General features: G+C 43.0%; 9 protein-coding genes and 2 pseudogenes. 7 read left to right on the plus strand and 4 right to left on the minus strand.

Annotation, left to right across the window (positions count from 1 at the left end):
- Positions 1-153: 153 nt before the first annotated feature.
- The 4 genes and pseudogenes from V7K21_RS23570 to V7K21_RS23585 all read left to right on the plus strand — a co-directional run.
- A pseudogene (locus tag V7K21_RS23570) lies at positions 154-759 on the plus strand (sigma-70 family RNA polymerase sigma factor); the annotation flags it as partial.
- Between the two features lie 18 nt (positions 760-777).
- Positions 778-1,767: a tetratricopeptide repeat protein gene (locus tag V7K21_RS23575; RefSeq protein WP_335177622.1), complete on the plus strand. Its 990-nt coding sequence runs from the start codon at positions 778-780 to the stop codon at positions 1,765-1,767.
- 165 nt (positions 1,768-1,932) lie between these two features.
- Positions 1,933-2,157 (plus strand): hypothetical protein, encoded by a 225-nt coding sequence (locus V7K21_RS23580; protein WP_335177605.1) that lies wholly within the window; start codon positions 1,933-1,935, stop codon positions 2,155-2,157.
- A 236-nt stretch (positions 2,158-2,393) separates the two neighbouring features.
- Positions 2,394-3,341 (plus strand): aldo/keto reductase, encoded by a 948-nt coding sequence (locus tag V7K21_RS23585; RefSeq protein ID WP_335177606.1) that lies wholly within the window; start codon positions 2,394-2,396, stop codon positions 3,339-3,341.
- Between the two features lie 10 nt (positions 3,342-3,351).
- On the opposite strand, the pseudogene V7K21_RS23590 reads toward V7K21_RS23585, so the two are convergent.
- The 3 genes and pseudogenes from V7K21_RS23590 to rimO all read right to left on the minus strand — a co-directional run bounded on the left by V7K21_RS23590 (position 3,352) and on the right by rimO (position 7,136).
- Positions 3,352-3,929 (minus strand): annotated as a pseudogene (locus V7K21_RS23590) (Uma2 family endonuclease).
- 195 nt (positions 3,930-4,124) lie between these two features.
- A complete protein-coding gene (locus V7K21_RS23595; protein ID WP_335177623.1) occupies positions 4,125-5,660 on the minus strand; it encodes a DEAD/DEAH box helicase in 1,536 nt (511 codons plus the stop codon).
- A gap of 156 nt (positions 5,661-5,816) precedes the next feature.
- Entirely contained in the window at positions 5,817-7,136 is a 1,320-nt protein-coding gene (rimO, locus tag V7K21_RS23600) for a 30S ribosomal protein S12 methylthiotransferase RimO (RefSeq protein WP_335177607.1), read from the minus strand.
- A gap of 669 nt (positions 7,137-7,805) precedes the next feature.
- Between rimO and btpA the strand changes: the two genes are divergently transcribed.
- From btpA to V7K21_RS23615, 3 genes are all read left to right on the plus strand, one after another.
- Positions 7,806-8,654 (plus strand): photosystem I biogenesis protein BtpA, encoded by an 849-nt coding sequence (gene btpA / locus V7K21_RS23605; protein ID WP_298919491.1) that lies wholly within the window; start codon positions 7,806-7,808, stop codon positions 8,652-8,654.
- Positions 8,655-8,802: 148 nt separating this feature from the next.
- Positions 8,803-9,792 (plus strand): vitamin K epoxide reductase family protein, encoded by a 990-nt coding sequence (locus V7K21_RS23610; RefSeq protein WP_335177608.1) that lies wholly within the window; start codon positions 8,803-8,805, stop codon positions 9,790-9,792.
- Positions 9,793-10,233: 441 nt separating this feature from the next.
- Positions 10,234-12,438, plus strand: a complete 2,205-nt coding sequence (locus tag V7K21_RS23615) for a CHASE2 domain-containing protein (protein WP_335177609.1) — start codon at positions 10,234-10,236, stop codon at positions 12,436-12,438.
- A gap of 1,098 nt (positions 12,439-13,536) precedes the next feature.
- On the opposite strand, the gene nadB is transcribed toward V7K21_RS23615, so the two are convergent.
- Positions 13,537-15,213 carry an L-aspartate oxidase gene (gene nadB / locus V7K21_RS23620; RefSeq protein ID WP_335177610.1) on the minus strand — a complete coding sequence of 559 codons (1,677 nt, stop codon included), beginning with the start codon at positions 15,211-15,213 and terminating at the stop codon, positions 13,537-13,539.
- Between the last annotated feature and the right edge of the window lie 65 nt (positions 15,214-15,278).

A 15,278-nucleotide genomic window follows, 5' to 3' on the forward strand; every position in this document is an offset into this window, starting at 1 on the left:
AATGAATGATGCCTATTAAGATGACGCGTAGACGTAGCCCACCGTAGGCATCGCCTGCTCAAAAATTCTATTTCCAACCCCGATTTCCCACAATAATTTAAGTACTATTGCTTATTGACAAATGTTATTTGACCTTAACCTATCACGAATGGCCTTGGCTTGATTCGTGCCGCAGAAAAGTTTGACCACGAAAAAGGTTATAAGTTTTCTACTTATGCTACATGGTGGATTCGTCAGGCAATTACCAGGGCTATAGCTGACCAATCCCGCATGATTCGCCTTCCAGTTCACCTTTACGAAACCATCTCTCGGATTAAGAAAACTACCAAGCTGCTGTCTCAAGAAATGGGTCGCAAACCCACTGAAGAAGAAATCGCCACTCGCATGGAAATGACCATTGAGAAGTTGCGGTTTATTGCTAAATCTGCCCAGTTACCCATTTCACTAGAAACGCCCATTGGGAAAGAAGAAGATTCTCGATTGGGTGATTTTATTGTATCCGATGAGGAAACCCCAGAAGAACAACTTTATAAAAATACGTTGCGGGAAGATTTAGAAAAAGTTCTCGACAGTCTTAGTCCTCGTGAATGTGATGTTATAAAACTGCGCTATGGGTTTGATAATGGACGCATGAAAACCCTTGAGGAAATTGGTAAGACTTTTAACGCCACCCGCGAACGGATTCGTCAAATTGAAGCGAAAGCACTCCGCAAGTTACGCCACCCTAACCGTAATAGTATTCTTAAAGAGTATATTCGTGGCTGCCAACCACATGAGTTGCAACAGAATAAATATGAGCAGCAATCTCAAGAGAACCAAAATTATACAAGAAAGAGAAAGACAAATAATGCTACTAATTACGTTCAAAAAGGGCTGATATGTCATCGGCATCAGGATTTTTTGGGAGCAATTGAGAACTTTACCCAAGCACTGAAGCTTAACCCCAATAATGCCCAGTTATACTACCAAAGAGGGCTAGCCAAGACTAAGGGAGAATTTCAGAAAGGGGCGATTGAAGATTTTACTCAAGCTATTAACCTAAACCCTCAATATATAGATGCTTACTACCAGAGGGGTCATGTTCACTACAGTTTGGGAGATAATCTAAAAGCAATTGAGGATTACAGCGAAATAATATTCCTTAATCCCAATGAAGCCTTAGCTTACTTCTACCGTGGTTTTGTCCGTAGCAATTTGGAAGAGATGCAGGAAGCCATTGGTAATTACAGCCAAGCATTGAAAATTAAGCCTGACCTTGCTGAAGCTTATTTTCACCGAGGGGTTGCCTTTTATCGCTTAAAAGACTTACATAGAGCAATTGAGGATTACAATTATACTTTACGGATCTATCCCGACTTTGCTGAAGCTTACAGTCAGCGAGGGCTTGCACACTATTGCCTGGGAAATTACCAAAGAGCGCTTGAAGATTATTCCCAAGCCGTGCAAATTAATTGTAAAGATACTTTAACATACTACTACCGTGGACTTGTGCATGAGAACTTAGGTGACTATATAAAAGCACTTAAGGACTATAACCAAGTTTTAGAAATAAATCCCGCCTTTACCGAAGCTTACTATAATCGGGGTATTGTTCATTACAATCTGGGAAACTATCAACAAGCACTTGAAGATTTAAATCAATTACTGCGTATTAATCCTAATAATTCTCAAGCTTATAACAAACGAAGTAGCATTCGTGCTGCCCTGAAAGATTACCAAGGTGCAATGGAGGACTTAAAAAACGCTTCAGTATTCCACTATATGTAATAGCAAACGCAAAATAACTTTATCAGATGTAATCAAGCCACATAAAAATATCGGTGTTAAAATGTGGTTTTAACTACGCCATTCCATTGAATTAGTAAGATAAACTTGCCCTATGTATGTCATCAAACTACTTCCCTTCATCTAGTAACCAAAAAGGCATAAGCAATGAGTAAAGAACCAGTCAAAGTAATATTATGGGAAGAAAACCAAAAAGATTTTCTAAAAAAGTTCTATGATCTTCAATTTACTCCTAGAGTAGGAGAGGAAGTTTACCTCAAAAAGGAGAGATGGAAAGTAACCAGAGTTGAGCATGATTTAGAAATTAGTGAGATTAATGTCTACATGGAATTAATCAAAAAATCTAAGCAGGAGAAATCATCTAATTCATAAATATAACTAAATACACTCAACTATAGCAATCCTATTTGATTTGTGAGAATTGCAACCCGCAGATCCCTAACTTCGTAAAAGTTGTCGGGGATCTTGTTTCTAGGCGTTTGATTCAGGATTTAAATCTTTATCCAAGCTGCAACCTCGCAACAAGAGTTGCGGCGAAGTGCTGGCGATCGCGCTGTAACGATAGACTATAAAAGTAAAGAAATGTAAAGAAATTAAGTTTTGCAACCGTGGAAAATATCACATTGGGGCAAAATGGCCCAACTGTTACACCTTTGTGCATAGGCACTTGGGCTTGGGGTGATAAACTCTTTTGGAATTATGGCAATGCCTACGGACCAGAACAGTTACAAGAAGCCTTTACAGCAGCCTTAGAGGCTGGTGTTACCTTCTTTGATACTGCCGAAGTCTACGGAATGGGAAAGAGCGAGAAATTTTTGGGACAATTTTTGCAACAGACACAACAATCTGTACGAATCGCCACAAAATTTGGCCCCCTACCGTGGCGATTTACAGCCCAATCCGTCTCTGATGCTTTAACTCAAAGCCTCAAACGCTTACAATTAGAGCAAATTGCCCTGTACCAAGTGCATTGGCCTTTTGCCTTCTTTTTAAGCCAAGAAACTTTGATGAATGCCCTAGCGGATGAAGTGAAGCGGGGTAGAATTGCCGCAGTCGGTGTGAGTAATTACTCAGCAGAGCAAATGCGAGACGCGCATCAAATATTGGCAGCCCGTGGAGTGCCTTTGGCTGTAAACCAAGTACGCTATTCTTTACTCAGTCGCCAAATTGAAAGCAAAGGTATTATGGCAACTGCGCGTGATTTGAGTGTGACTATCTTGGCTTATAGTCCTCTAGCACAAGGATTACTCACAGGCAAGTACACTATTGATAGTGCTGAAACCCCCACTGGTGCCAGGAAAATAGACCCGCGATTTAAGAAAGAAGGTCTGCAAAAAATTGCCCCAGTCATATCTTTGCTACGCAACTTCGGGGAAAAATACGATCGCACCCCTGCCCAAGTTGCTCTCAACTGGTTAATTGCTCAGGGGAACGTTATTCCTATTGCTGGGGTGAAGACAGCTGAACAGGTGCGGCAGAATGCTGGTGCTTTGGGCTGGAGATTGAGCGACGATGAAATTGGAGAATTAGAACTAGTTAGTCGTCCTTGGCTGTAATATTTTTGAACTACTCAAACACAGGAGGCCAAATTTCTGACACTATTAGCTCCCAACCTGGTAATAAGTCTGGTAGTGTCAGTTTGTCGTTGTCCTGCAAAACTATTGGTTCTTGGTTGAGTCGATAAAGGGTAAGCGTCAATTTGTCAGGATTAATCAGGATACCAACCGTAGATCCGAGTTGTAAGAATAGCTGAATCTTTTTTACCGATGGTTTGATCCGGTCTAACTTAGATTTTATCTCTACCATCAAGTCAGGCACCAATTCCACAAAGTCGCGCTTACTTGTTTTTAATCTATCAGCCAGAACAAAAGATACATCGGGAGCGCGGAGATTTCGTTTTTCGTTATCAGCTTCTTTTCCGTTTTCAGTTTCTAATGTAGCAAAATAAAACCAGCGCTAGAACCAATCACCCGTCCTAAACGCTGTGGGCGCACCGAGTTGCCGAGTAATCTAGCTAACTCAGCACCTATTTCCTCTGACTCATAATCTGATGGGCCCATAAGAACTATATTTCCGTCTACTAGCTCCATCTGCCATTCTGGATGTTCTGCTTGTAGTTGCTCTAAGTCTGGAATAGTGAACATAAGACCACGAGAATGTATCTTTAATTTATCTTTCTACAAACGGGTAGAAAAAGTTACCTAAAAAGCCAAAAAGTCAAGAGCCAAAGTCAAAATCTTGACTTTTAACTCTCAACTTTCCCATTTTAGGTTTGGATTTCGGATTGAAGAAAAAATCTAAAATCTAAAATCCAAAATTGATTAACTTCTAACTGTTGACTAAGAAGCTGATTCTCTAGCTGTAGGTGAACCTAGCTTTTTATTCGTAGGGGATGCAGAAGACTCACGACCACTTGTCCGCAGTTTGGGCTTGGGGGAAGCCTGTCTTTCTTCTTCTCCAGTGCTGCTGTCTGATTTCCATGCAGAACGGGGGCGATCGCTGGAAGATTCACGACGCTTGCCCAGTCTGGGTTTGGGAGCGGAAGATTCCTCTTGGGGAATTTCCACGTCTGAACTCAACCAAGCGGGACGAGTTTGATCGTAAGCGATTTGCAGCGCCGCAGCGGCGATCGCTTGAGGATCATATTCTTCAATCAGTTCGCTGACAATCGGTAAGAATGAAGCTAAACGCTCACCTGTCAAAGCTTCCCGCACCTGTTCTTGCAATTTCAGAATGTGTCGCGCTTCAATCTGTGCCCGTGTGGGAATCGTCAGCACTTGCCAATTTTGGCGGTTATGACGTTCAAATGTTTGCTGTTTGCGCCGCTCAAATGGCTGAACTAAAGAAATTGCTGTTCCTTCTTTACCAGCACGACCTGTACGACCAATGCGATGGACGTAGGTTTCTACGCTATCGGGTAAGTCATAGTTGATCACATGGGAGAGTTGATCAACATCTAACCCTCGCGCCGCAATATCAGTTGCTACCACCCAGCGGACTTGACGGTTACGGAAACGGCTCAATAACCGTTCCCGTGCTTGTTGTGACAAGTCACCGTGGTATTCATCTACACTGTGACCAGCGCCTTGTAACTGACTGGTGAGTTCTGCGGCTGTGCGTCTGGTGCGAACAAAGATTAAAGCTGTTTCTGGATCTTCCATTTCCAGAATTGGCTGTAAAGCTTTGGCTTTAGTCCAGTGGCGGGGAATCAGATAAGCTACCTGATTAATCTTGTTGGGAGCGGCTTTTGGCTGCTCAACGGTGACAGTTGCAGGTGATCGCAAGAACTTGTTCACCAACATCCGAATCGATGGTGGCATTGTTGCCGAGAATAAAGCTGTTTGGCGATCTACGGGCGCTTGCGAGAGGATTTTCACCACATCGTCGATAAAGCCCATGCTCAACATTTCATCAGCTTCATCCAACACAAACCACTTCACTTGATCGAGCTTTAAACAGCCGCGATCCAGCAAATCAATCACCCGTCCTGGAGTGCCCACTACCATGTGAACGCCACGTCTGAGTTGTAACATTTGGCGGTCAATTGATTGACCACCGTAGATTGCTAACACCCGCAATCCTTCATCGCCGATGAACTGAGTGATTGCATCGTGAACTTGCATTGCTAATTCACGAGTTGGCGTTAAAACTATGGCTTGTACGGCTTTTTGATTAATATCCAGCCGCTCTAAAATTGGCAGTGAAAATGCTGCTGTTTTGCCTGTTCCAGTTTGAGATTGACCTACCACATCACGACCAGCTAGCAATTGGGGAATTGCTTGCACTTGAATGTTAGTTGGTTCGGTAAAACCGATTTTTTCTAGTTGTTCGACACGTTCTTGGGAAATGCCTAATTCTTGAAATGAAAGAGTCATTAATTCTCCTAAATTTTCTCTAAGGATTTTTGGATTAGTCATTTAGTCATTAGTTATTAGTCAGCCAGCGGAATCTTAGGGGAAACCTCCCATGAGGAAATACCTCACCAGAAGGGCGAACCCGTAAGGGTAATTTAACAAAAAACAAATGACAATTTAGTTATTGACTACTTGACCATAGAGGTCGTATGTATCAGCGTGGTGAATCGCTATTGGCACAATGGTTCCTAACTTTGCCTGGCCTTTGACATACACCAGACCATCAACCTCTGGGGAAAATCTACCTGAACGACCAATTAACTCACCACTTTCAGGATTTTCTTGCTCAATCAGGACATCAACGATTTTGCCTACTTCCTGTTGATTTTTCTTTTGAGAAATCGGTTGCTGGAGTTCCATAAGTTGGTATCGGCGCTCGTCCATCACCAATTGGGGCAACTGATTTGGTAACTTGTAAGCTGGGGTTCCTTCCTCAGAGGAAAAGGTGAAGACACCAACATGGTCGAATTCATGCCGCTGAACGAACTCTAATAGATGCTCAAAATTCTCGCTTGTTTCTCCTGGGAAACCAACAATAAATGTTGTCCGCAGTACGGCTGTTGGTAGCGCCGTTTTGATGCGATCTATAATCCCATCATTTACCCGTCCTTGCCAAGGACGGTTCATGGCGCGGAGAATATCTGGATGAGAATGCTGTAAGGGCAAATCCAGGTAAGGCAAGACGTTGGGTGTTTCTTGGATCGCTGCTATCACATCTGGGGTCAATCCCGTGGGATAAGCGTAATGCATTCTGATCCACGGTATATCTACTTTCCCCAAAGCGCGAAGTAATTCGGCTAACTTTGGCTTACCGTAAATATCCAAACCGTAATTAGTGGTGATTTGGGAAATTAGAATAATTTCCTTTACCCCTTGACTAACTAACTGCTCCGCTTCGGCGACTATAGATTCAATAGTACGCGATCGCTGGTTTCCTCGAAGATGAGGAATTATACAAAATGCACAATGATAATCACATCCTTCTGCAACCCGCAGGTAAGCTACGCCCTCGGTTGTCGTGCGATAGCGCGGTGTAGTTTCGTCGGCAATGTAGGTTGGTTCGATACTAACCTGTTTGACCCGCTCGCCAAGTTCAACACGCTCAATTACATTTACAATTTTGTGATAATCGCCTGTGCCCACCACCGCTACTGCTTCGGGCAACTCCTCCAAAAGTTGCTCTTGGAAGTGTTGCGCCATACAGCCAGTAATTACAATTTTTTTGTTTGCCTCTGCCAGCTCTACCAAAGTTCTGACAGATTCAAGTCTCGCTGCTTCAATAAAACTACAGGTATTAACAATAACGTAATCTGCTAACTCTTCATTTGTATCTACACCGTAGCCTGCTTCTACGAGCATTCCCAGCATGTGTTCTGTATCAATTCGATTTTTCTCGCAGCCCAAGTGAGAAATGGCAATTGTTGGCTTGTCACCCATATTTTGAAAAAATCTTCATTTTTTTCTTGTAGTCAAACATTCCAGTGCTAACTTCGCTTTTTTGCTATCAGCATCCTCATGAAAACAGTGCGGGGGCAAATCCCCACTGTCAGTAACTGTCTGCGGACTCATAATCCTATCAATAAATAAAAATAGAGGTCATGTTATGATATTCCTATCAATCTGTTCCCCAGGGCAAATTGAAGTGTCTTTGGGTACATTTGACACTCGTAATCTTTTTTAACAATTCGCCTATTGGTATTTTACATTACCACAGCGTGTGCGTTGTTAACCTACCCATCGGGAAGCCGCCCAAAGGGCTTGTTGTGAGAAGTCGCTACCCTCAGGGAAATCGACGAAAGCGACTACGCCTATAAAGCAGTAATGCTACCCTGGCGATTGGCAAGTCCTACGACAGTGCGCGGACGAGACGCCTAAACCACGGAAAGCTGCCTCGCGTCTAGTAAGTGGCAAACTCCTCTTGTAGCCAAGTTTTATCTTAACATATCTTATGGGAGGTTTGATGCCAATTTCCATCTGAGGAAGGAGGCAGGAAACCGACTATCAGAAAACACATTTGACTAGTTAATGAGAAGTCAAGAGTCAAGGGTCATATAGTCAATAGTCAAAAAATTGTGGACTCTGGACTTTGCGAGGCGGATTAAAGACGTGGACTTATATCAACTATTTAAAACTCGCTCACCGATTATTGGCGTGGTTCACCTACTACCACTGCCGACCTCACCTCGTTGGGGAGGTAGTCTAAAAACGGTGATTGACCGCGCCGAACAAGAAGCCGCAGCCCTGGCAAGCGGAGGGGTTGACGGACTGATCGTGGAGAATTTTTTCGATGCGCCGTTTACCAAAAACCAAGTTGATCCAGTGGTTGTGAGTGCCATGACCATTGTGGTGCAGCGGATACAAAATTTGGTGCCTTTGCCTATAGGCTTAAATGTTTTGCGAAACGACGCCAAAAGTGCAATGGCGATCGCTAGCTGTGTACAAGCGCAATTCATCCGTGTCAACGTTCTCACAGGGGTGATGGCAACCGACCAGGGATTAATTGAGGGAGAAGCCTATCAACTACTCCGCTATCGACGGGAGTTAGGCTCTGATGTTAAAATCCTGGCCGATGTGTTGGTGAAGCACGCCCGTCCTTTGAGTTCTCCAAATCTCACAGTCGCCGTGAAAGACACCATTGAAAGGGGTTTAGCAGACGGGGTGATTTTGTCAGGCTGGGCTACTGGTAGCCCTCCTAACTTAGAAGATTTGGAACTAGCTTGTGATGCAGCATCTGGCACGCCAGTGTTCATCGGTAGTGGGGCCAATTGGGAAAATATTGATACATTGATGCAGTCAGCAGATGGTGTAATAGTTTCCAGTTCCCTAAAACGTCACGGACGCATAGAACAACCAATAGACCCAATTCGCGTCAGCCAATTTGTGGAAGCCGCACGTCACAATTGGAACTCCAAAAATGAAAGCAAATCAGCAGAACAAGTGAAGTTACATTCTTAGGGAGTGGCGAAAGAGAGTTAGGAGTTAGGAGTTATGAGTTATGAGTTTTAAATTAATTGTTCTTAACTCCTTATTCTTAACTTTTCACTCCTCACTCTTAACTCTTAACTCCTAACTTTTACCAATCCTCAATCCCCAATAGCAGTTTATGATTCGCCGCCGTTCTACTCCTTGGATTCATAGATGGTCGCGGCCATTGATTGCCGCGATCGCTGGATGTGGTGCCCTGACAACAGGTTATCTCACCATAGAAAAGTTAACAGGAAACAGTGCAGCTTGTGTAGCACAGGCTGGTGTCAAAGGCTGTAATGATGTGCTTTCCAGTGCTTGGGCAACAGTTTTTGGTCAGCCATTAGCCTTATTTGGGTTTTTAGCATACACCAGTATGGTAGTACTGGCTTTGGCTCCCTTGGCAGTTAACCGAGAGCAAAATAAACAGCCGCGCTCGAACTTAGAAAACTTGACCTGGTTGCTGCTGCTGGCTGGAGCGATCGCTATGTCTGTCTTTAGTGGCTACTTAATGTACCTGCTGGCATTTCAAATTAAAGCCACTTGTCCTTACTGTATCGGTTCAGCTTTGTTTTCTCTTAGTCTTTTGGTACTGACAATTATCGGTCGGACTTGGGAGGATGTTGGGCAAATCTTCTTTACCGCCATTATTGTGGGGATGGTAACGCTGATTGGGACTTTAGGCGTCTATGCTGGCGTGAATCCAGTAGCTGATAACCCAGCTGAATCAACTTCTGGACAACCCGTAAAAATTTCCTTTGATCCCAACAAGAAGGAACCTAAACCTGGAGTTGGTTGGGAAATTACCACTACTTCTGGTGAGGCAGAAATTCAGCTGGGGCGTCACTTGACAAACATCGGTGCTAAAGAATATGTTGCTTGGTGGTGTCCCCATTGCCACGAACAAAAGCTCATCTTTGGCCAAGAAGCTTACAAGGAAATTGCTAAGGTTGAGTGTGCTTCTGCCAATAATCCAAATGTGATAGCGGACGAGTGTAAAGCTGCAAAAATTGAAGGCTTCCCCACTTGGATCATCAATGGTACAAGGTATAGCGCAGTCCAAAACTTAGAGGAACTGGCGAAAGTTTCTGGTTACACAGGCCCCCGTAACTTCAAGTATTTCAAGTAATTGCCTTGAGGAAGCCTGCACCGACCTAGCGGTACCGTGTAGTTCTCACCCCATAGTCAACTGGATGAATACAGCAAAGTTTGTTTCCAGTTGGCTTTTTTATTTTTGGTAATAGACAAGAGGTGTTGTCCAATACGCTTTTTCCCAATTTTCCAGCGGCTTTTATCCGTAAACACCTTAGCTCGACTTTATCCAAAATGAGCACCTAAGTTTTCTTTCTCCAGCAAAAACCCTAGCTTTTTAGCACAAACTTTTTCCATGTCATTAGTTATCGTTGAACTTCATAAAGTAAAACTACTGTCCCAGAAAGGTTTCACTTTCAGCGTTGGTGTTTCCAAAAAATGGATAAAGTCGACCTTAGAGGATGTTTTAAAAGTATTGTTATTAATATTAGCGCCTCTATCCGTCAATTAGTTTTTGACAGACTACTAGGTAATGGGAATGAATCAGCAGCTAGGCAAGCATTGTGTGAAGTTAATCTTTGGACTGAAACAATCGCTTCGTCGAGGACAGAGGGAGTTAATTACTGCCGCCACCGTTGCAGTCTGCGTCCTACTTTTGCACTCCATCGGATTATTGCAATCTTTGGAGTTAGCAGCTTTAGATCAATTTTTTCGCTTACGTCCATATGAATCGCCAGAAGATCGTATTACTATCGTAGTAATTGATGAAGCCGATTTAGACGAAGTAGGTTCGTGGCCGATTCCAGATATAAATATTGCCCAGCTGTTGCAAAAATTAAACGTCCACAAACCCCGTGCTATTGGCTTAGATATCTACCGAAATTTGCAAGTAGAGCCTGGTAATCAAGAACTGTGTAATGTTTATAAGTCAATGCCCAACTTGATTGGTATTGAACTATTAGCAAATGACAAAAACAAAAACGTTACTGTTTTACCTCCACTGGGACTAAATCAGAATCAAGTGGGCTTTAACAATGTGCTGTATGACTCTGATGTTAAAGTCCGTCGCAGCTTGTTGTATTGGCACGTTGATAATCAGGTACACGAAAGTTTTGCGCTGAAGTTGGCTAAATTGTATTTAAAGTCAGAAAATATTACTCCCAGTAAAGCAAAAAGCAACCCTGAGTATTTGCAATTGGGTAAGGCAGTATTTACTCGTTTTCAGGCTAATGATGGTGGTTATGTGGGAGCTGATGCTGGAGGCTACCAAATTTTGACCAATTTTCCCAAACCAAAATATCAAAGCTCATCTGGAGAATTTTATAGTTTTCGCCAGGTATCGATGAGAGATGTATTGGCAGATAAAGTCGAAGATAACTTAATTAAAGATCGGATTATACTCATTGGCTCCACCGCACCCAGTCTCCAAGATTTTGTACTTATTCCCTACTCCAGCAGTCTGATGGGTACGGCAGAGCCTGTACCTGGTATTCAACTGCAAGCTTATTTTATTAGTGAGTTAATCTCCGCTGCTCTGGAAGGACGACCCTTACTCAAAGTCTGGCCTGACTTTGTGGAAAACTTGTGGATTTTTATCTGGTCTTATCTGGGAGCCGTGACGACATGGCGGATAGAACACGCGACTAGGAACCTGCTCAGTATCCTAGTTTCTTATTTTGTATTAACCTTGAGTGCGTACCTTGCTTTCTTGTATGGTTGGTGGATACCGGTTATTCCCTCACTGTTTAGCTTTGGAAGTTCAGCTATTTGGATAACCAGTAATATTGCCCACATGCAGGAAGAGTGGAAACGTTCCAAAGAATTTTTGTATCATGTAATCAACACAATTTCTGATCCAATTTTTGTGAAAAATGAACAACATCAGTGGATTGTTTTAAATGAGGCATATTGTCGATTTATCGGTTATCCGAATAATTTGTTAATTGAAAAGTCAGACTATGACTTTTTCCCAAAACATGAAGCTGATGTGTTTCGACAACAGGATGATCTTGTTTTCCAGACTCAGCAACCCCAGGAGAATGAAGAAGAATTTACAAATGCAGATGGTCAGACTCATAAAATCGCCACTAAGCGATCGCTTCACAAAGACGCAGCTGGCAATTTATTTTTAGTTGGGGTCATCCGAGATATTACTCAGCGCAAGCTCATGGAGGAACATCTCAAGCGTACTGCTGATGAACTATCCCGCTCTAACGATGAATTAAAACTCAAAGAAGACCGTTTGCATTATTTAGCATATCACGACCCCCTCACTGGTCTATCCAATCGCAAATTTTTTGCCGAACAACTTTACGAGTCATTACATGGGGCGCAACACGACAACTTGTTGCTAGGAGTGTTGTTTATTGATTTAGATGGCTTTAAGCAAGTCAATGATACTCTGGGGCACGAGACAGGCGATCGCTTGCTAATGACTATCGCTGGACGACTTAGCAACTCTTTACGCACTAGTGATACAGTTTCTCGTTTGGGTGGCGATGAATTTACTGTAATTTTACGGGCAATTCCTAATGTCCAAATAGCTGCTAAAGTCGCTGAAAAAATTTTAAGCAGTATTATCAAGCCAATTGCTGTAGACGGCGATGCAATCCGAATCTCTGCCAGTATTGGCATTAGTATCTACCCATACAACAGTCAAGACAGTGAAACTTTGATGAAACAAGCAGATGCAGCAATGTATCGTGCCAAGCGCCTGGGTAAAAATCGCTACGAGTTTGCCTAATTAGTCAAGAGTCAAGTCTCCAGACTTTTCTCACTTTAGTCAATATTTTTACTCTAAAATTAGGAATGTGGACTTGAAACACGTTTAAGGCACTGTCTTGAAAAAGCATTGCGTATATGCCTAAAGGTGACTTTTTAGGCAATATGAAGACTTAGTAAGGCTTTTGACTAAACCTAAGAACATAGGTAGGAAAGAAATTAGTCATCAAAGCTAATTAGGAAACTATCTTAATTTTAAAAGTATTTTTACTTTCAATAAATATACTTATATTTACTCGGTTTATTACGGGATTTTATAGTTCAAACATTTTGAAAATTATTGTAATCTGAGAATTTCGTTGTTTTATCTTTACTGGTAATTAAATTTAAACTATACAAATAAATAAGTATTATTTGAGATTTTTATGAACTACGTTTTTTGAAAAACATAGTGTTTATACTGATGAAGATGAAGATACTATTAATAAAATAGTGATTTAGACGAAATTCTCATAGGATTCATCAACATATCTAACTTTAGACTGATGTAAAAACAGCATATTTAAGAATACCAATTAAGTATCAAAACTATTTGATACCAGCAGATTAATCTTTAACTACAAGTAGATATCACCATGACTTCTACACTAACCGTAAGAATTTAATAAAGTTGAAATCTTTTTACGAAAGAGTAAGTAAATATACGAAAGACCATAAAAAAACGTTTTGAAATTAAAAACTAGTAATTTTACTGAAATTTATGAAAACTAACTTCCGAATTACAAAGTTTATCATATTGTGCATAAGTGCTTATATCTTACTACCTAAAATTGCCACTTACACATGTATTTTCAGCAGTGCAAGTGCTAATACTTTGCCCGCTACTAGCAGTAACGCTTTAATCGCTCCCAAGGTCAATTCTCAAAATTTAAAAGACATATATATCCCACCAAATTATGGTGGTCCCGACAGTCAGCATGGTAGCGGTACCCGCTAATAGCAATAACGCTAGCGAGTTATCGAGTATGGGGGGACTAGTAGTAACGATGTCGGAGCATCACCCGTCCCTAGCGCAGCGACCACAGGATCAGGAATTAAAAGCCTGTTATAAAAACTACAATCAAGACAATAGTGGAGATTTCCACCAATGATGTGTTTGTACAAGTGTGTGAACTTGCCAATTTGGGTCTGGTTGAGGATAATCTAAACGGTAGTGTCCGCCTCGGCTTTCAGTTCTAAAAACAGCACTTTTGAGAATTAAATCAGCCACATCTAATAAATTGCGGGTTTCTGCCCAAAGTCCCAATTGCCGTTCAACATCTGGTAAGTCAAAACTAGCTGGTTCTGCGGGACGTAAAGCAAGCAAGAATTGACTTAAATGCAAAGCCGCGAAATCTTGCTGCCAAGATTCAATAGTGGCGATCGCAGTTTCCAACCGTGATTGCTCCCGACAAATACCAGCACTTTCCCATACTAGACGTGGTAACTTTTCCCTGAGTGCTTCTAGCTGTGCTTGCTGGATGTGCCACTCACTAGCATCAGCACTAAATTTCCGTAATGGCAGCACTGGTGTTTCTGACGGCAACTCAATATTTTCCAATTCAATTTGGTCCATCTGGGCCCCAAACACAATACACTCCAGTAGGGAATTACTAGCAAGGCGATTTGCCCCATGCACCCCGGTACTAGCGGTTTCACCCACCGCGTACAAACTCTTAATATTCGTGCGATTCATCAGATCCGCGACAATCCCGCCCATCCAGTAATGGGCAGCAGGGGCCACAGGAATTGGTTCATGGAAGACATCAATGCCCCAATGCTGACAAACTTTGATGATGTTGGGAAAGCGGTGACGAATCTTGTCGGCGGGGATGGGGCGCATATCCAACCACACATGGGCAGTCGCCAGATCAACGGCGGTACGTTGTAAATGGCTGAAAATTGCTCTACTGACTACATCTCTGGGTGCGAGTTCACCCGCCGGGTGATAGTCAAAGGCAAAACGCCGCCCTTCGTTATCGACAAGATGTGCCCCCTCACCGCGTACAGCTTCGCTAATCAGAAAGCGATCTGCACCAGGTTTAGTCAGGGCTGTGGGGTGAAATTGCACAAATTCCAAATCGCGGAGCATGGCCCCAGCCCGAGATGCGATCGCTACCCCATCACCCGTACTCACAGCCGGGTTAGTGGTTTGGGCAAATACTTGACCGCCGCCGCCAGTTGCCAATACCACAGCACCAGCTCTTACCCATGTGATTTCACCTTGATAAAACAGGCTTATTCCCTGACAGCGACCACTTTCGGGTTCGATCCACAAACTCAAAGCCAAAGCTTGTTGAATGACTTGAATATTCTGGCGACGTAATACTTGGGCGGTGAGGGTAGTGGTAACTTCCCTCCCTGTAGTGTCAGCGGCGTGGAGAACGCGGTTGCGAGAATGGGCAGCTTCTAAAGTTAAAGCCAAGGCTTGACCATGACGGTCAAAAGCAACCCCCAAGTTAACTAAGGATTGAATACAGTTAGGGGCAAGTTGGGCGAGAAATTCTACAGCGGTGCGATCGCATAAACCTGCACCTGCCCGGATCGTATCTTCAATGTGCAGCGTGGGAGAATCTTCCGGGGAAACGGCTGCGGCAATACCACCTTGCGCCCAATCACTGGCGGACAAAGCAACAGTTTCTTTGGTAATTAAACCGACTCGCAAGGACTCTGGTAGACACAGCGCTGTGTATAGTCCAGCCGCACCAGCACCGACTACTAAGACATCAAATTGGCTAGGAGTATCTATCTGAGGCAAGGTAATGGGGGAGGGGGAGAGGGGGGAGCAGGGGGAGCAGGGGGAGTAGGGGAGGACAAGGGAGA

The organism is Nostoc sp., from assembly GCF_036919595.1.
Classification (GTDB): domain Bacteria; phylum Cyanobacteriota; class Cyanobacteriia; order Cyanobacteriales; family Nostocaceae; genus Nostoc.